This is a genomic window from Terrabacter sp. 01T434 (assembly GCF_056398545.1).
The window spans coordinates 717,493-733,543 of record NZ_JBFTPP010000001.1; the positions used below are offsets into that span (position 1 = coordinate 717,493).

A 16,051-nucleotide genomic window follows, 5' to 3' on the forward strand; every position below is an offset into this window, starting at 1 on the left:
TCGCGATCCCGGTACCCGGCGGGGGAGCGGCGGGCTCGCCCGCCGAGCACGCGGCTCCGGCCATAGAGACGGCGACGCCCACCACGAGGGCGCGCCCGAATGACCGGGACGGGTGCGGCATACCTCATTGTGTCCCACGGGACGAGGGGACCGCTGTGGCTCAACCCTCGCGACGCGAGAGGGTGTCGACGAGCCCGGCCTGGACGTCGGGGTGCACGACGTCCGCGTCCACCACCCGCCGCGCGGCGGCGAGGTCGCCACCGAAGGCCCGGAAGAGCAGGAGGAGGTCGATGTCGTGGCCGGGTCGCTCGACCTCGATCGTCGCGCCGGTGTGCACGACGCCCGGAGTGACGACCGAGAGGTAGGCGCCGGTGCGCCCCGCCTCGGTGAACCGCCGCACCCACCGGGGCTCGCCCATGTGCGCTGCGAACGTCTGGCACGGGATGCGGGGGACCTCGACGCGCAGCACGACGTCCCCGATCCGCCAGAGCTCGCCGACGAGAGCATGGGTCGCCTCGACGCCCCTCGTCGTGATGTTCTCGCCGAATCCTCCTGAGGGGACGGGCCTCCCGATCTGCTGCTCCCAGAACTCCTGGTCCTCGCGCGCGTAGGCGTAGACAGCTTGCAGCTCACCGCCGTGGTGCTTGGGGTTGCCGATCTCGTCACCGACGACCCCGCTGCCGAGCCCTCCGCGCTTGGGTCCCGGGTCGCGCACCTCGAACATGTCGACGGGCTGCTTGTCGATGGCGGTCGGGCGCCCGCCTCCGCTCGGGACGGCGCGTCGACCCGAGCTGAGGGCCAGGACGTGGGGCTGGGGCATCACCGCGCGAGCCTAACCCGCACGGGCGCGGCCGGCTCCCGCGTTTTCGCGCAGTCTTCGTTAGCGTGATCGACATGGCTGCCGATCCACTTGTCGTGTCCGTCCCCGACCCCGAGTTCGTCGACGCGCTCGCCGACCTCGAGGGCGTCGACGCCGTCGTCTGGGACATGGAGCAGCCGCACCCCCGCGGCAGCGAGATCCGCTTGGCCGTCGTGCCCTACATGACGCAGGTGAGCCTCGCCGGCGTCACGCCGGGCCTCGAAGCGCTCGAGGTCGTCCAGCTGCAGAGCGCCGGCTACGAGCAGTACGTCGCCGAGCTGCCCGACGGAGTGAACCTGTGCAACGCGGCAGGAGTCCACGATGCGTCCACGGCCGAGCTGGCCCTCACGCTGACCTTGTCCTCCATCCGTGGCATCCCCGACTTCATTGTCTCGCAAGGGCGCTCGTACTGGGAGCCACTGCGGTTGCGCTCGGCGCTCGCCGACAGCCGCGTCCTCGTCGTGGGATACGGCCAGATCGGCCGTGCGGTCGCCCGCCGGTTCGCGCCCTTCGAGGTGGCCCTGACGGCGGTCGCCTCGCGGGCGAGGTCCGGCGATGAGCTCGTGCCGCACGTGCACGGCATCGACGACCTGCCCGACCTGCTGCCGGAGCACGACGTCGTCGTCGTGATCGTGCCGCTCACCGATGCGACGCGCGGACTCTTCGATGCCACGATGCTCGGTCGTATGCCGGATGGCGCGCTGCTCGTCAACGTCGCCCGTGGGCCGGTGGTCGACACCGAGGCCCTCGTCGCCGAGTGTGCCTCCGGGCGCCTGCGGGCGGCACTGGACGTCACCGATCCCGAGCCCCTTCCGGAGGGTCACCCGCTGTGGACGACCCCGGGCGTCCTCATCACCCCGCACGTCGGAGGTGCGACCCGGGCGATGCGGCCCCGCGCCCTCGCGCTGGTGCGCCGGCAGGTGCAGGCCATGCTGTCCGGTGAGCCGGTCGACAACGTCGTCGCCGGGCCCTTGTCTGCATCCCACGCATAGTGGACACTGTCAACATGACCGAGACCATCGTCGCCATCGGCACGCGCAAGGGACTCTGGATCGCACGCAGCACCGATCGTCGGGAGTGGGTCCTCGAGGGTCCGCACTTCCTCATGAGCGAGGTCGCGTCCGTTGCCGTCGACACGCGCCAGGGTCGAGCGTCGGTGCTCGCGGGCGTCAAGTCGTGGCACTGGGGGCCGACGGTCCAGGCGAGCACCGACGGCGGGCGCACGTGGACCGAGAGCGCCGAGCGGGCACTGTCGTTCCCGAGTGACACGGACACAGCGCTCGAGCGCGTCTGGCAGCTGACGCCCGACCCCAATGACGCCGACGTCGTGTGGGCCGGCGTCGAGCCGCATGCCCTTTTCCGCAGCACCGACCGGGGTGAGCGCTACGAGCTCGTGCGTGGCTTGTGGGACCACCCGCACCGCCCGAACTGGGAGCCCGGGTTCGGCGGCGGAGCCGTCCACACCATCCTCCCGGAGCCCGGGCGTCCGGAGCACCTCCTCGTCGCCATGAGCACCGGGGGCGTCTACCGCTCGCTCGACGGCGGCGAGACGTGGGCGCCGAGCAACCCCGGCATCAGAGCCGGTTTCATGCCCGACGACGAGTACCCGGAGTACGGCCAGTGCGTGCACAAGGTCGCTCGCGGTCAGGGTGACGGCGAGCTCTTCGCCCAGAACCACAACGGTGTCTACCGGTCCGGTGACAACGGACAGACGTGGGAGTCCATCGCCGAGGGCCTGCCCACCGACTTCGGGTTCACCGTCCTCGCCCACCCACGTCGGGCGGGCGTGGTGTGGGTCGTGCCGGTCGCAGACGCCGGCGAGCGCATCCCACCGGACGCCCAGCTGCAGGTGCAGCGTTCCGACGACGCGGGCGCGACGTGGCGCCAGCAGGCGAACGGCCTGCCCGGCCACAGCTACACGTGCGTCCTGCGCGACGCGGCATCCCTGGACGAGGCCGACCCGGTCGGGGTCTACCTCGGCACCCGCAACGGTGACGTCTTCGCGTCGGCCGACGAGGGTGAGTCGTTCCAGCGCATCGCCACCCAGCTGCCCGACGTCCTCGTCGTGCGCGCCGCCCAGCTCAACTGAACCGCAAGGGATTCCGTATGCCGCCAGCCCCTGTCCGCGTCATCCTGCCCGGCATGTTGCGCGACCTCGTGGGAGGCGTCGCGGAGATCGAGGTCGAGTCGCCCTCCGAGGCGCAGACCGTTGCCGCCCTGCTCGACCGCGCGTTCTCCGAGCACCGGATCCTCGACGGCAAGGTGCGTGACGAGCGCGGTCAGATCCGTCGCCATGTCAAGGTGTTCGTCAACGGCGAGGACGCGACGCGCGGCGAGGGCGTGCGGACCCCCGTGCCGGCTGGTGCACGGGTGCACATCATCAACGCGGTGTCCGGCGGCTGACGGTCTGCAGCGTCAGGGGTCGACCCCGAGCAGGATCGGCAGGACGGTGCGCTCGAGCTCGCCGACGGAGAGCGAGCTCGGCTCGACGAGGCGCTGGGTCATCGACCCCTGCGCGAGTGAGATCGCCGCGAGCACGAAGAGCTCGGTGGGGATCGGGAGCCTCAGCCCCTGGCGAGCGACGGCTTCGTCGACCACCGTCACGAGCTCGTCCCTGACGCGGCGCTGCTGGGCTGCCCAGGCCCGGCGGGCGTTCGCGTCGCGGATGGCGTGCAGGGTGAACTCCGTCGTCAGCACGAGCCAGCGTTCCTTGCTGCGGCTGTCGTCGGCCAGCGCCGCGAAGACGTCGCGCAGGACCTCCTCGGCGGTCGCGTGCTCGCGCTTGCTGGCCCGGCGGATGCGTTCGACGAGCTTCTCGGCATGGCGCTGCGACAGCTCGAGGACGAGGTCGTCCTTGGAGGAGAAGTTCGAGTAGAAGGCCCCGCGGGTGAAGCCGGCGCGCTCGCAGATGTCCTCGACCGTGGCGCCGTGGAACCCCCGCTCGGCGAAGACCTCGCTCGCCGCCTCCAGGACCCGCTCCCGGGTCGCCTGGCGTCGGGCGCTGATCCGGGGCTCGGCCGTCGTGGTCATGACGACAGGATACGTTGCCGAATTGAATACACACCTGTATTCGATGCATACTCGTATCGTGAATGAAGTTGAAGCAGACCGCCGGTTCGGACCGGACCTGCCCACCGTCGTCGTCGACGACGTCAGCGTCGCCGGCACCCACGAGCCCTTCGTCGAGCACGTCGCCTTCACCGCGCCCTCCCGCGAGGTCACCGTGGTCGCGACCGACCCCGGCATCCCCCAGATCGCCCTCGCGCTGGCCGTCGGCGGCCGTGTCGAGCTGCTCCGGGGCCGGATCAGCATCGGCGGGGTCTCGGACCTGGACGACCTGCAGCTGCTCACCAGGCTCGTCGACGTCGCCGACGTGACTGCGCCGGAGGACAGCATCGCCGTCAGGGCGGTCGTGCAGGAGGAGCTGGCGCTGGCCGAGAGGCCGGCGACGCGAGCGGCCGTGGCGGCCTTCCTCGCAGCGCACGACCTGTCCGACCGAGCGGGTCGGCCGTGGGAGCAGCTGCCGGCAGGGGTCCGCACGAGCCTGCTGCTGGAGCTCGGCGCCATGCACCCGCGGGTGCGCGTCCTGGTCCTCGCCGGTCCGGAACGCCATGGCGGCGACCATGCCGTGTGGTTCGAGACGTGCCGCCGCCTGGCGGCGTCCGGACTCGTCGTCATCGTCCTCACCACGGCCGCAGCCGCTGCGGCGCTGCCGGCGGCCGTCGAGTCCGCGACCGTGGTCGAGCTCTCCGAGAAGGAGCTCTCGGCATGAACCCGGTCCGTCTGGCAGTCGCCGAGCTGCGCCGCCTCACCGCCTCGCGGCTGGCGCGGCTGGCACTCGCTGCGCTTGTCCTCATCCCCACGCTCTACGGCGGTCTCTACCTCTACGCCAACCACGACCCGTACGGCGCCTTCCCGCAGGTGCCCGCCGCCGTCGTCAGCGACGACACCGGCACGACCCTGACCACGGGGGAGAAGCTGCAGGTGGGTGGCCAGGTGGCCGACCACCTCGTCCAGTCGAAGTCGTTCGACTGGCACCGCGTGTCGCACGCCGAGGCGATGAGCGGCGTCGACGACGGAACGTACGCCTTCGCCGTCATCCTGCCGCGGACGTTCTCGGCCGACCTCGCCTCGACCGCCGAGTTCACCCCGCGCCAGGCCACCGTGGCGCTGGAGACCAACGATGCGAACAACTACATGACCTCGATGATCGGCAACCAGGTCATCAAGCAGGTGTCCGCGTCCGTGGCGAGTGAGGTCAGCCAGACGGCGGCGAGCAAGCTGCTGCTCGGGTTCAGCCAGGTGCACGACCAGCTCGTCAAGGCCGTGGACGGCTCCGAGCAGCTGCGGGCCGGTGCTGCGAAGGCCGGTTCCGGCGCCCACCAGCTCGCGACGGGCGCCACGAGTCTCGCCGGCGGCCTGCACGATCTCGCGTCCGGCGCCAAGCGACTCGACACCGGCATCGGCCAGGCAGCCTCCGGCGCCGACAACCTCGAGGCCGGCGCTGCACAGCTCGCGTCGGGGCTGGGCACGCTCCAGGCGCGCACGGCGACGCTGCCGTCCCAGACCGACCAGCTGGCCGACGGGGCCGAGCAGGTCGCGGCCGGGAACCGAGCCGTCGCCGGCTACGGCAGCCAGGCCGCGACGGCCTCCGCCGACCTCCGCAAGCGCATCACCGCCGACCGCGCCACGTTCCTCGCCGACCTGCGCGCCCACGGCCTCACCGACGCCCAGCTCTCGGTCGTCGAGTCGCGCCTCGACGCCATCGACGGCTACGTCGGCACGGCGGACGCGACGATCCAGTCGGCCTCCCGTGACCTCACGCGTCTGTCGACCGGAGCCGACCAGGTGGCCACCGGCGCCAGGTCGCTCGCGAACGCCACCCCGGCCCTGACCGACGGCATCGCGCAGGCGCACTCCGGGGCGGTGCAGGTGCGCGACGGCGCAGCATCCCTTGCCGGCGGCCTCGACACCCTCAAGAAGGGGTCCGCCCAGCTCTCGAGCGGTGCGGCTCGAGCGGCATCGGGAGGCGACACCCTGGCCTCGGGCGCGACGTCGCTCGCGTCGGGTGTCGACGCGCTGACCAAGGGCGCCACCGACCTGCACGCCGGGCTCGTCAAGGGTCGCGACTCCGTGCCCGACCCCAGTGACGCCCAGCGCAAGGCGATGGCGCAGACGATCGGCAACCCCGTCGGGGTGTCCAACGGGTCGCTGTCGTCGGCCGGCTCCTACGGCGCCGGCCTGGCTCCTCTCTTCATGAGCCTGGCGCTGTGGATCGGCGCCTACGTGCTCTTCCTCTTCGTCCGGCCGCTGTCGCCGCGAGCCCTCGCGACGAGCCAACGCTCGGTCCGAACGGCTCTCGGCGGTTGGCTCGCACCGACGCTGGTCGGGCTCGTCCAGGTCGCGGCACTCGTGCTCGTCGTCGGGCGCGGCGTCGACATCCGGATCGCCCATCCGGTGCTCGCGTTCCTCTTCCTGTGCTTCACCTCGATGACGTTCGTGGCGATCCTGCACGCGCTGGCGGCGCGCCTCGGTGCGGTCGGCAAGTTCCTCGGACTCGTCTTCATGGTCGTCCAGCTCGTCAGCGCGGGCGGCACGTTCCCGTGGCAGACGCTCCCCGCGCCGCTGCAGGCCGTGCACCACGTCGTGCCGATGAGTCATGCCGTCGACGGCCTGCGACGGCTGCTCTACGGCGCCGATCTCGGACCGGTGACCGGCTCGGTCGGCGTCCTCGCCGCGTACCTGCTCGCCGCGCTCGCAGTGTCGACCGTCGCTGCACGCCGGTCGAGGATGTGGACGCCGAAGCGGATCAAGCCGGCCCTGGAGCTGTGACCCCGGGCTGACAAGGGGGCCCAGCGGGGAGCATGCTCGGAACCATGAGCAGCGCCGCGAGAGAGAAGACCCTCGTCCTGATGCGCCACGCCAAGGCCGAGGAGGGTCTGGGCAAGGCCGACCACGACCGCGAGCTCGCACCCCGTGGCCGGCGGGACGCGAAAGCCGCTGGGAAATGGCTGCACGAGCAGGGGCTGGTGCCCGACCTCGTCATCTGCTCGACCGCGCAGCGCACGCGTCAGACGTGGGAGGAGGCCTGCCGCGGCGGCGCCCACAGCGAGTTCGTCGAGTACCGCCGCAGCGTCTACCTCGGAGGTTCGGAGCAGACCCTCGAGACGGTGCGCGAGGACGCCGGTGACACCGCGACCGTCCTCGTCGTGGGGCACAACCCGACCATGGCGCAGCTCACGAGCATGCTCACCGACGGGGAGGGATCGCTCGAGGCGCACGAGGCCCTGGGCCGGGGGTTCGTGACCGGCGGACTGGCGGTGCTGTCCTACGCGGGGGACTGGACCGACATCGACCTCGGCACATGCGCGCTGAGGCGCTTCCACGTCAGTCGCGGGGCGCGGGACTGAGCTCGCTCGTCAGGATCATGCTGTGAGATGCGGTGTCCACCCAGCGGACACGGTCCTATGCTGCAGGGCATGACGCAGACGCCTGACATCAAGCCCCGCAGCCGCGACGTCACCGACGGTCTCGAGAAGACCGCCGCGCGGGGGATGCTCCGGGCCGTGGGCCTCGGCGACGACGACTGGGTCAAGCCACAGATCGGCGTCGCGAGCTCGTGGAACGAGATCACGCCGTGCAACCTCTCGCTCGACCGGCTCGCCAAGGCCGTCAAGGACGGCGTCCACGCGGGCGGCGGCTACCCGCTCGAGTTCGGCACGATCTCCGTCTCGGACGGGATCTCGATGGGACACGAGGGGATGCACTTCAGCCTCGTCTCGCGCGAGATCATCGCCGACTCCGTCGAGACCGTCATGAACGCCGAGCGACTCGACGGCTCAGTGCTGCTCGCCGGTTGCGACAAGTCGCTGCCGGGCATGCTCATGGCCGCCGCGCGCCTCGACCTGGCCTCCGTCTTCCTGTATGCCGGCACGATCCTCCCGGGTGTCGCCAAGCTGTCCGACGGCACGGAGAAGGAGGTCACGATCATCGACGCCTTCGAGGCCGTCGGGGCGTGCAACGCCGGTCTCATGTCGCGCGAGGACGTCGACGCCATCGAGCGCGCCATCTGCCCGGGTGAGGGCGCCTGTGGCGGCTTCTACACCGCCAACACGATGGCCGCCGTCGCCGAGGCGATCGGCATGTCGATCCCGGGTTCGGCCGCGCCGCCCGCGACCGACCGCCGCCGCGACATGTATGCCCGCAAGTCGGGCGAGGCCGTCGTCGAGCTGCTCCGACGCGGCATCACGGCGCGCGACATCATGACCAAGCCTGCCTTCGAGAACGCCATCGCCGTCGTCATGGCCTTCGGCGGCTCGACCAACGCCGTGCTCCACCTGCTCGCCATCGCGCACGAGGCCGATGTCGACCTGACGATCGAGGACTTCCGTCGCATCGGCGCCAAGGTGCCGCACCTGGCCGACGTCAAGCCGTTCGGCAGCTTCGTCATGAAGGACATCGACCACATCGGCGGCATCCCCGTCGTCATGAAGACGCTGCTCGAGGCGGGACTGCTCGACGGGGACTGCCTCACCGTGACCGGCAAGACGATGGCCGAGAACCTCGACGAGATCAACCCGCCGCACATCGACGGCCGAGTCATCCGCGAGATGGCCCGGCCGATCCACAAGACGGGTGGCCTGACGATCCTCACCGGCTCACTCGCGCCCGAGGGTGCGGTCGTGAAGTCGGCCGGTTTCGACGAGTCCGTCTTCGAGGGCACCGCCCGCGTCTTCAACGGCGAGCGCGCCGCCATGGACGCCGTCGAGCAGGGCTCCCTGAAGAAGAACGACGTCGTCGTCATCCGGTACGAGGGGCCCAAGGGTGGCCCCGGCATGCGCGAGATGCTCGCCGTCACCGGCGCGATCAAGGGCGCCGGGCTCGGCAAGGACGTCCTGCTCCTCACCGACGGTCGCTTCTCCGGTGGCACGACCGGACTGTGCGTCGGTCACGTCGCGCCGGAGGCCGTCGACGAGGGGCCCATCGCCTTCGTCCGAGACGGTGACACGATCCGCCTCGACGTGGCGAGCGGCACGCTCGACGTGCTCGTCGACGACGAGGAGATGGAGCGCCGCCGCGCCGAGGGCATCACGCACCCGGAGCCGAAGTACACCCGGGGCGTCCTCGCGAAGTACCGCAAGCTCGTCGGCAGCGCGAGCGGCGGGGCCGTCTGCGGCTGACGCCGGTCAGGCTCAGCGCCCCGCGTCCCTGTAGGCGCGGGGCGTGAGACCCGTGGCCTCCCGGAAACGCCTGATGAGGTGCCGCTCGTCGGTGAACCCGGTGGTGGCGGCGATGTCGCGCACGCTGAGCCCGGTGTGCACGAGCATCTCGGTGGCGGCGGAGAGCCGCCGGGCCGCCCGGTGCGCGTACGGGCCGGTTCCGGTCTCGGCCCGGAACCGCCGCCGCCACGTCTCGTAGGGCAGCCCGACCTCGGCCGCCACCGAGGACAGCTCGAGGGTCTCGGCGAGGTCGCCCTCGAGAAGCTCGACCGAACGCGCGAGCCAACCGGCGTCGGCGACGGGACCGCGTCGCCGCTGGTGGTCGACGAGCTCTCGCGCCTGGAGCAGGGCTGCGAGCAGGTCGAGCGCCTCGGCGTCGCGCGCGTCGAGGGTGGCGGGTCGCGGCCGGTCGAACGCGGCGAAGCGGGCGGCCCACCGGCGCACCGGCAGGCCGTGCACGAGCGGGCGGTCGGGGGAGAGGGCGCCGGTGCGGCCGGCACAGTCGAAGACCGCGCCGTCGAACACGACGAAGTGCTCGTCCCAGCCGCCGGGGTCTGCGCCGTACCAGTGCGGGTGGCCCGGGTGGACGACGACGAGCGTGCCCGCGCCGATGGGCTCGTCATGACGGGCGTCGCGGTAGCGACCAGTGCCGGACGTGAGGAAGGTGAGACCCCACGTCGGGTGCCGTCGGGTCGTCCCCACCGGCAGCCCGCTCCCTGCCGTGATGCGGGCCGCGATGAGGACCCGACCGAGGCGTCCGGCTGCCGGCCGCGGTCCGGCCTCAGGCGTCGACGGGGTATCGCTCACGCCCACATCAAACCAGAACGTACCCCGGTGACCATGCGGTCCGGGGCACCCTCATGACGCGTCTGGTGGGCTGCACCCATCCGACGGCCACTCCGGTCGTGGATGATCCGCGAAGGATGGTCTGCATCATGCCCACTGAAACGCTTCCCGAGCTCACCACGGCATACCCCATCGACGACGAGCAGGTGGCGGCCTACCGGGCCCAGGGCTTCCTCCGGCTCTCGGGAGTGGCGGACGCCGTCGACGCGGCGGCCTACCGCGGCCCCATCGCCGCGGCGGTCGAGCGGCTCAGCACCGAGACCCGGCCGCTCGCCGAGCGTGACAGCTACGGGATGGCGTTCCTGCAGGTGATGAACCTCTGGCGCCACGACGAGAGCGTGGCCCGCTTCGTCATGGCGTCCCGATTCGCCGACATGGCCGCGAGGCTGCTCGGCGTCCCGCGGGTGCGGCTCTACCACGACCAGGCGCTGTTCAAGGAGCCTGGCGGCGGCTACACCCCGTGGCACCAGGACGCAATGTACTGGCCGCTCGACGGCACGCGGTGCCTCACGATGTGGATGCCACTCGTCGACATCACGCCGGCCCACGGTGGGCTCGCCTTCGCGACCGGCAGCCACGTCGACGGGCCGCTCAGCGACATCGGGATCTCCGACGCCTCCGAGGAGCACTTCGACCGGCTGGTCGCGGAGGGCGGCCTCGTCGTCGACGAGCCGGTCGCGATGCGTGCCGGTGACGCCTCGTTCCACTCGGGATGGACGGTGCACAAGGCGCTCGGCAACACCTCGGCGCAGATGCGCGAGGTCATGACGGTCATCTGGTTCGCCGACGGGCTCACCGTGCTCGAGCCGGCCAACTCCGCCCAGGCGAACGACCTCGCGACGTGGCTGCCCGGCCTCGCCCCGGGTGACGTCGCTGCGTCACCGGCCAACCCGGCGCTCGGCGCAGCCTCGGGCTGAGACCTCTAGCCCTCGGTGGACTCGGCTCGCGCCTTGAGCCCGGCGGCCTCCAGGGCGAGGTAGCGGTCGGTGAGGGACCGGTAGCCGCGCCCGACGAGCGAGCCGACCCAGCCCGACTGGGTGATCGAGAGGGTGGCCCGGCAGGTGCCCGGCCCGGTCGCCTCGACGGTGTGCCGGCCGGTCGTCCGCCTTCCGGGAGAGCTGGCCTCCCACGTGAAGTCGCGCCCCTCGGTCAGGTCGGTGACGGTCCAGACCGTGGTCGGGATGCGCGGCTGGTCGATGCGCGCCCGCGCCCCCACCCGGAGCTCGCCGTCGAGCAGCGTGACCGCGCGCACCGATGCGGTCCACTCGGGCCACTGCTCCACGTCGCGCAGGATCGCCCATGCCCGCGCGACCGGGGCCTCGATGTCGATGCTCGCGTGCTGCTCCACGACGCCTCCTCAGGCCTGCGCGGCCACCGGCTCCGGCGTGACGTCCGCCGCCCAGTGGCGCCACACCGACGTGACCTGCATCCCGACCTTCTCATAGAGACCGAGCGCGCCGGTGCGGGAGTCGGTCGAGAGCTCCGACCGGTCCCCACCATGTGCGCGGGCCACCTCGAAGGCGTCCACGAGCAAGGCGCGGGCCAGCCCCTTACCGCGCTCGTCGCGTCGCACCGCAAGCTTGTCGACGTAGGCGCAGTCGCTCGAGACGACGACGAAGGCCATGCCGACGACCTGGTCATCGCGGTCGACCATGAGGCGCAGCTGCCACGGCTGGTAGCCGGGCCGCCGCGACACGTTCGCCGACCACTCCTCGAAGGTCGCGCGCTCGCGGTCGGACCACTCGAGGAAGGCGTCCTCGTTGACGGTCCACGTCGCTCGCAGATCGCCCTCGTCGCGCGGCTCGCGGATGACGTATCCCTCGGGAACGGGTTGAGGCTCGATCGCCTGCCCGGCGGGCACCTGGAGGACCCACGAGGTCCAGAGCGTGCGGTAACCGAGGGAGGCGAGCAGCCGCTCGGCAGGGGAGTCGCCGGGGACGGGCTGGCCCACGAGCGTGTCACCGTCCCGCGCGGCGACGGCCCGGGTCCAGTGCGACAGGGCCGTCCCGATGCCGCGTCCCCGGTAGTCCGGGTCGACGGCGGCGTCGGCCCAGCGGCCCTTGTAGACCTCGGCGTACGCGACGAGGCGCTCACCGTGGAGGACGCCCACCGACTGCGACGCGAGGTCGAACGCGGGGCGCTGCCAGTCGCCGACGATGTCGGCCTCCTCGATGAGCACGTCGCCGACGTCGTGCTGCTCGCAGTCGGCCACGAGTGCCGTGACGGCGGCCGCGTCGCTGCTCATCAGGGGGCGGGTGCTGAGACCATCGGTGTCGCCGGGCAGCACGAGCGGGACGGGCAGCGGGGTGCCGACTGTGATCATGGCGGCCAGTGTCCCGAGCGGGCCGGCGCGCGGACAACCGACTTTCCACCCGAACGTCGCCAGTGACAGTACGTGAGACTCCGAGGTCACATGTTGAGACGCACGAGACGGCCGATTGACACTTCTTGGCCTGGGTAGCACGGTGGTCACGTGGCCAGACTCCTCGTACTTCCCTAGCGCGCCGACCAGCTCGAACGGTCAGCGCGCTCCCTTCCGTCCCACCGCGGGACCGAAGGGTTTTTTTGTGGGTGGAGCCGGCCCGAACCGGCAGGACAACGATGTGCTCGAGACAAGGAAGAGATCGTGAGCGACACGACGAAGCAGGCGCCCTCGCCCGCTGACGTGGCCTCCCTGGCCCGTCCCCGACCCACGGCAGAGCCGCAGCCCGCAGGGGCCGTCACTGCGGCCCGCGAGGTCACCGGGGCCCAGTCGCTCGTACTCTCCCTCGAGGCCATCGGCTGTGACACGGTCTTCGGCATCCCGGGCGGCGCGATCCTCCCGGCCTACGACCCGATGCTCGACTCGAAGAAGGTGCGCCACATCCTCGTGCGCCACGAGCAGGGCGCCGGCCATGCGGCCGAGGGGTACGCCTCGGCGACCGGCAAGGTCGGCGTGTGCATGGCCACGTCGGGCCCTGGCGCGACGAACCTCGTGACACCGCTCGCCGACGCGCACATGGACTCCGTCCCGCTCGTCGCCATCACGGGACAGGTCGCCAGCGCGGCCATCGGCACCGACGCCTTCCAAGAGGCCGACATCCGCGGCATCACGATGCCGATCACCAAGCACAACTACCTCGTGACCGACCCGGCGAAGATCCCGCAAGCCATCGCCGAGGCGTTCCACGTCGCGAGCACCGGTCGCCCCGGCCCGGTCCTCGTGGACATCAGCAAGGACGCCCTCCAGGCGAGGACGACGTTCAGCTGGCCGCCGCAGATCGACCTGCCGGGCTACCGACCGGTCCTGCGCCCGCACGGCAAGCAGATCCGCGAGGCCTCCCGGCTCATGGCCGCGGCCAAGCAGCCGATCCTCTACGTCGGCGGCGGGGTCGTCCGGGCCCACGCGAGCGAGGCGTTGCGCCGCCTCGTGGAGCTGACCGGCATCCCCGTCGTGACCACGCTCATGGCGCGGGGCACCGTGCCCGACAGCGAGCCGCTCAACCTCGGCATGCCCGGCATGCACGGCACCGTGGCCGCCGTCACCGGCCTGCAGAAGTCCGACCTCATCATCGCGCTCGGGGCCCGCTTCGACGACCGCGTCACGGGCCAGCTCTCGACGTTCGCCCCGCACGCCAAGGTGATCCATGCCGACATCGACCCCGCCGAGATCTCCAAGAACCGCATCGCCGACGTCCCGATCGTCGGTGACGTGGGCGAGGTCATCCAGGACCTCATCGAGCAGGTGAGGCTCGACCGGGCGGCCAGCGAGGCAGACGCCGGCGGCTGGGACTATGCCGCCTGGCGCGAGCGCGTCGCCGAGTGGAAGCAGACCTTCCCGCTGGGCTACACCGACAGCGAGGACGGAACGCTCTCGCCGCAGTACGTCATCGAGCGCATCGGCGCGCTGACCGGCCCCGAGGGCACCTACGTCGCGGGCGTCGGGCAGCACCAGATGTGGGCCGCCCAGTTCGTGCAGTACGAACGCCCCAATGCGTGGATCAACTCGGGGGGTCTTGGCACGATGGGCTTCTCGGTCCCGGCGGCCATGGGCGCCAAGGTCGCCGAGCCCGAGCGCACCGTCTGGGCCATCGACGGCGACGGCTGCTTCCAGATGACGAACCAGGAGCTCGCGACCTGCGTCATCAACAACATCCCGATCAAGGTCGCGATCATCAACAACAGCTCGCTCGGCATGGTGCGCCAGTGGCAGACGCTCTTCTACAACGAGCGCTACTCCAACACCAACCTGCAGCCGCTCGAGCAGCGCGTGCCCGACTTCGTCAAGCTCGCGGACGCCTACGGCTGCCTCGGGCTGCGCGCCGAGACGCCCGAGGAGGTCGACGCCGTCATCAGGCAGGCGCTCGAGACGAACGACCGCCCGGTCGTCATCGACTTCATCGTGCACCGGGACGCCATGGTGTGGCCCATGGTGCCGGCGGGCGTCAGCAACGACATGATCCAGGCCGCACGCCACGAGGCGCCGGTCTGGGAGCGGGAGGACTGAGCATGAGCAAGCACACCCTGTCGGTGCTCGTCGAGGACAAGCCCGGCGTCCTGACCCGCGTGGCGGCGCTCTTCTCGCGCCGGGGCTTCAACATCAACTCCCTCGCCGTCGGCCCGACCGAGCTGCCGGAGATCTCGCGCATCACGGTCGTCGTCGAGGTCGAGGGCACCGCCCTGGAGCAGGTGACGAAGCAGCTCAACAAGCTCATCGAGGTGCTCAAGGTCGTCGAGCTCGAGGCGCACGCGTCGGTCCAGCGCGAGATCCTGCTCGTCAAGGTCCGCGCCGACGCAGCGACCCGCAGCCAGGTCATCGACACGATCCAGCTCTTCAAGGCCAAGGTCGTCGACGTCACGACCGACGCGATCGTCATCGAGGCAACCGGCACCTCGGACAAGCTCCGCGCCCTCCTCGACGTGCTCGAGCCGTTCGGCATCAAGGAGCTCGTCCAGTCCGGCCTGGTCGCCGTCGGCCGCGGCTCGAGGTCCATCACCGACCGGAACCTCCGCAGCGCCTGAGCGACTCCCGGCCTCACCGTCCCACCCAGACCACCGCACACCGCAACCGAAGGAGAAGGCCACCATGGCCGAGATGTTCTACGACGACGACGCCGACCTGTCGATCATCCAGGGCAAGAAGGTCGCCGTCATCGGCTACGGCAGCCAGGGCCACGCCCACGCGCTCAACCTGCGCGACTCCGGCGTCGACGTCCGCGTCGGCCTCGCCGAGGGCAGCAAGAGCAGGGCCAAGGCCGAGGCCGAGGGCCTGACGGTGACGTCGGTCGCCGACGCCGTCAAGGAGGCCGACCTCGTCGTCATCCTCACGCCCGACCAGGTGCAGCGGACCGTCTACGCGAACGACATCCAGCCGAACCTCAAGGAGGGTGCCGCCCTGCTCTTCGGCCACGGCTTCAACATCCGTTTCGGCTACATCAAGCCCGAGCCCGACGCCGACGTCCTCATGGTCGCCCCCAAGGGGCCCGGCCACATCGTGCGCCGCGAGTTCGTCGACGGCCGTGGGGTGCCCGTGCTCCTCGCCGTCGAGCAAGACGCCTCAGGCGCGGCGTGGGACCTGGCCAAGGCCTACGGCAAGGCGATCGGTGGTCTCCGTGCCGGCGGCATCAAGACGACCTTCACGGAGGAGACCGAGACGGACCTCTTCGGTGAGCAGGCCGTCCTCTGCGGTGGTGCGAGCCAGCTCGTCATGTACGGCTTCGAGACCCTCGTCGAGGCGGGCTACCAGCCCGAGGTCGCCTACTTCGAGTGCCTCCACGAGCTCAAGCTCATCGTCGACCTCATGATCGAGGGCGGCATCGCCAAGCAGCGCTGGTCGGTCTCCGACACGGCGGAGTACGGCGACTACGTCTCCGGACCGCGCGTCATCGACCCGCACGTCAAGGAGAACATGAAGGCCGTCCTCGGCGACATCCAGAACGGCACCTTCGCCAAGCGCTTCATCGACGACCAGGACGCCGGTGCGCCGGAGTTCAAGTCCTTGCGCGAGAAGGGTGCCCAGCACCCGATCGAGGCCACCGGCCGCGAGCTGCGGGGGCTCATGGCATGGGTCAAGCAGACCGACTCCGACTACGTCGAGGGCAGCGCCGCGCGCTGACTCGTCCCTGCGGTCCGACGGCCGGCGTCCCGT

At 71.1% G+C, this 16,051-nt stretch carries 16 protein-coding genes; 11 read left to right on the plus strand and 5 right to left on the minus strand.

Translation table 11 applies throughout. The features are described 5' to 3' along the window. Nucleotides 1-160: 160 nt before the first annotated feature. Nucleotides 161-820, minus strand: a complete 660-nt coding sequence (locus tag AC1DIW_RS03405) for an MOSC domain-containing protein (protein WP_478106708.1) — start codon at nt 818-820, stop codon at nt 161-163. A 74-nt stretch (nt 821-894) separates the two neighbouring features. Between AC1DIW_RS03405 and AC1DIW_RS03410 the strand changes: the two genes are divergently transcribed. Genes AC1DIW_RS03410 through AC1DIW_RS03420 form a run of 3 tightly spaced genes read left to right on the plus strand, consistent with a single transcriptional unit; the run spans nt 895 to nt 3,262 of the window. Then, the gene (locus AC1DIW_RS03410) at nt 895-1,851 is read left to right on the plus strand and encodes a 2-hydroxyacid dehydrogenase (RefSeq protein WP_478106461.1); all 957 of its coding nucleotides are present in this window, start codon (nt 895-897) and stop codon (nt 1,849-1,851) included. 14 nt (nt 1,852-1,865) lie between these two features. Continuing rightward, entirely contained in the window at nt 1,866-2,948 is a 1,083-nt protein-coding gene (locus AC1DIW_RS03415; protein ID WP_478106462.1) for a WD40/YVTN/BNR-like repeat-containing protein, read from the plus strand. A gap of 17 nt (nt 2,949-2,965) precedes the next feature. Then, on the plus strand, nt 2,966-3,262 hold the full coding sequence (locus AC1DIW_RS03420; protein ID WP_478106463.1) for a MoaD/ThiS family protein: 297 nt from the start codon (nt 2,966-2,968) through the stop codon (nt 3,260-3,262). Between the two features lie 12 nt (nt 3,263-3,274). Here the strand turns inward: AC1DIW_RS03420 and AC1DIW_RS03425 are convergent, their stop codons facing one another. Further along, nucleotides 3,275-3,889 (minus strand): TetR/AcrR family transcriptional regulator, encoded by a 615-nt coding sequence (locus AC1DIW_RS03425; protein ID WP_478106464.1) that lies wholly within the window; start codon nt 3,887-3,889, stop codon nt 3,275-3,277. Nucleotides 3,890-3,947: 58 nt separating this feature from the next. Here AC1DIW_RS03425 and AC1DIW_RS03430 point away from each other — a divergent pair, with 58 nt between their 5' ends. The 4 genes from AC1DIW_RS03430 (at nt 3,948) to ilvD (ending at nt 9,039) form a co-directional block, all read left to right on the plus strand. Further along, nucleotides 3,948-4,631, plus strand: a complete 684-nt coding sequence (locus tag AC1DIW_RS03430; protein WP_478106465.1) for a hypothetical protein — start codon at nt 3,948-3,950, stop codon at nt 4,629-4,631. Beyond that, the gene (locus tag AC1DIW_RS03435; RefSeq protein WP_478106466.1) at nt 4,628-6,691 is read left to right on the plus strand and encodes a YhgE/Pip domain-containing protein; all 2,064 of its coding nucleotides are present in this window, start codon (nt 4,628-4,630) and stop codon (nt 6,689-6,691) included. Before AC1DIW_RS03430 ends, AC1DIW_RS03435 begins: the two co-directional genes overlap by 4 nt. 44 nt (nt 6,692-6,735) lie before the next feature. After that, the gene (locus AC1DIW_RS03440; protein WP_478106467.1) at nt 6,736-7,269 is read left to right on the plus strand and encodes a SixA phosphatase family protein; all 534 of its coding nucleotides are present in this window, start codon (nt 6,736-6,738) and stop codon (nt 7,267-7,269) included. A 69-nt stretch (nt 7,270-7,338) separates the two neighbouring features. Beyond that, a complete protein-coding gene (ilvD, locus tag AC1DIW_RS03445) occupies nt 7,339-9,039 on the plus strand; it encodes a dihydroxy-acid dehydratase (protein WP_442278848.1) in 1,701 nt (566 codons plus the stop codon). Nucleotides 9,040-9,051: 12 nt separating this feature from the next. Here ilvD and AC1DIW_RS03450 read toward each other — a convergent pair whose 3' ends face one another. Next, the gene (locus AC1DIW_RS03450; RefSeq protein WP_478106468.1) at nt 9,052-9,885 is read right to left on the minus strand and encodes a helix-turn-helix domain-containing protein; all 834 of its coding nucleotides are present in this window, start codon (nt 9,883-9,885) and stop codon (nt 9,052-9,054) included. A gap of 128 nt (nt 9,886-10,013) precedes the next feature. Here AC1DIW_RS03450 and AC1DIW_RS03455 point away from each other — a divergent pair, with 128 nt between their 5' ends. After that, nucleotides 10,014-10,841 (plus strand): phytanoyl-CoA dioxygenase family protein, encoded by an 828-nt coding sequence (locus tag AC1DIW_RS03455; RefSeq protein ID WP_478106469.1) that lies wholly within the window; start codon nt 10,014-10,016, stop codon nt 10,839-10,841. 5 nt (nt 10,842-10,846) lie between these two features. On the opposite strand, the gene AC1DIW_RS03460 is transcribed toward AC1DIW_RS03455, so the two are convergent. Beyond that, a complete protein-coding gene (locus AC1DIW_RS03460; protein ID WP_478106470.1) occupies nt 10,847-11,272 on the minus strand; it encodes an SRPBCC family protein in 426 nt (141 codons plus the stop codon). A gap of 9 nt (nt 11,273-11,281) precedes the next feature. Then, entirely contained in the window at nt 11,282-12,247 is a 966-nt protein-coding gene (locus tag AC1DIW_RS03465) for a GNAT family N-acetyltransferase (protein ID WP_478106471.1), read from the minus strand. Nucleotides 12,248-12,550: 303 nt separating this feature from the next. On the opposite strand from AC1DIW_RS03465, the gene AC1DIW_RS03470 reads away from it, so the two are divergent. The 3 genes from AC1DIW_RS03470 (at nt 12,551) to ilvC (ending at nt 16,018) form a co-directional block, all read left to right on the plus strand. Further along, a complete protein-coding gene (locus AC1DIW_RS03470) occupies nt 12,551-14,410 on the plus strand; it encodes an acetolactate synthase large subunit (protein WP_478106472.1) in 1,860 nt (619 codons plus the stop codon). 2 nt (nt 14,411-14,412) lie between these two features. After that, nucleotides 14,413-14,925: an acetolactate synthase small subunit gene (gene ilvN / locus AC1DIW_RS03475; protein ID WP_442278854.1), complete on the plus strand. Its 513-nt coding sequence runs from the start codon at nt 14,413-14,415 to the stop codon at nt 14,923-14,925. Nucleotides 14,926-14,989: 64 nt separating this feature from the next. Next, nucleotides 14,990-16,018 (plus strand): ketol-acid reductoisomerase, encoded by a 1,029-nt coding sequence (gene ilvC / locus AC1DIW_RS03480; RefSeq protein ID WP_478106473.1) that lies wholly within the window; start codon nt 14,990-14,992, stop codon nt 16,016-16,018. The last annotated feature ends 33 nt before the right edge of the window (nt 16,019-16,051 follow it).

Coding starts and splice junctions, on each gene's coding strand:
- ilvC (WP_478106473.1), top strand. CDS start 14,990: ATGGCCGAGATGTTCTACGACGACGACGCCGACCTGTCGATCATCCAG.
- ilvN (WP_442278854.1), top strand. CDS start 14,413: ATGAGCAAGCACACCCTGTCGGTGCTCGTCGAGGACAAGCCCGGCGTC.
- AC1DIW_RS03440 (WP_478106467.1), top strand. CDS start 6,736: ATGAGCAGCGCCGCGAGAGAGAAGACCCTCGTCCTGATGCGCCACGCC.
- AC1DIW_RS03435 (WP_478106466.1), top strand. CDS start 4,628: ATGAACCCGGTCCGTCTGGCAGTCGCCGAGCTGCGCCGCCTCACCGCC.
- AC1DIW_RS03410 (WP_478106461.1), top strand. CDS start 895: ATGGCTGCCGATCCACTTGTCGTGTCCGTCCCCGACCCCGAGTTCGTC.
- AC1DIW_RS03425 (WP_478106464.1), bottom strand. CDS start 3,889: ATGACCACGACGGCCGAGCCCCGGATCAGCGCCCGACGCCAGGCGACC.
- AC1DIW_RS03405 (WP_478106708.1), bottom strand. CDS start 820: ATGCCCCAGCCCCACGTCCTGGCCCTCAGCTCGGGTCGACGCGCCGTC.
- AC1DIW_RS03465 (WP_478106471.1), bottom strand. CDS start 12,247: ATGATCACAGTCGGCACCCCGCTGCCCGTCCCGCTCGTGCTGCCCGGC.
- AC1DIW_RS03420 (WP_478106463.1), top strand. CDS start 2,966: ATGCCGCCAGCCCCTGTCCGCGTCATCCTGCCCGGCATGTTGCGCGAC.
- AC1DIW_RS03455 (WP_478106469.1), top strand. CDS start 10,014: ATGCCCACTGAAACGCTTCCCGAGCTCACCACGGCATACCCCATCGAC.
- AC1DIW_RS03415 (WP_478106462.1), top strand. CDS start 1,866: ATGACCGAGACCATCGTCGCCATCGGCACGCGCAAGGGACTCTGGATC.
- ilvD (WP_442278848.1), top strand. CDS start 7,339: ATGACGCAGACGCCTGACATCAAGCCCCGCAGCCGCGACGTCACCGAC.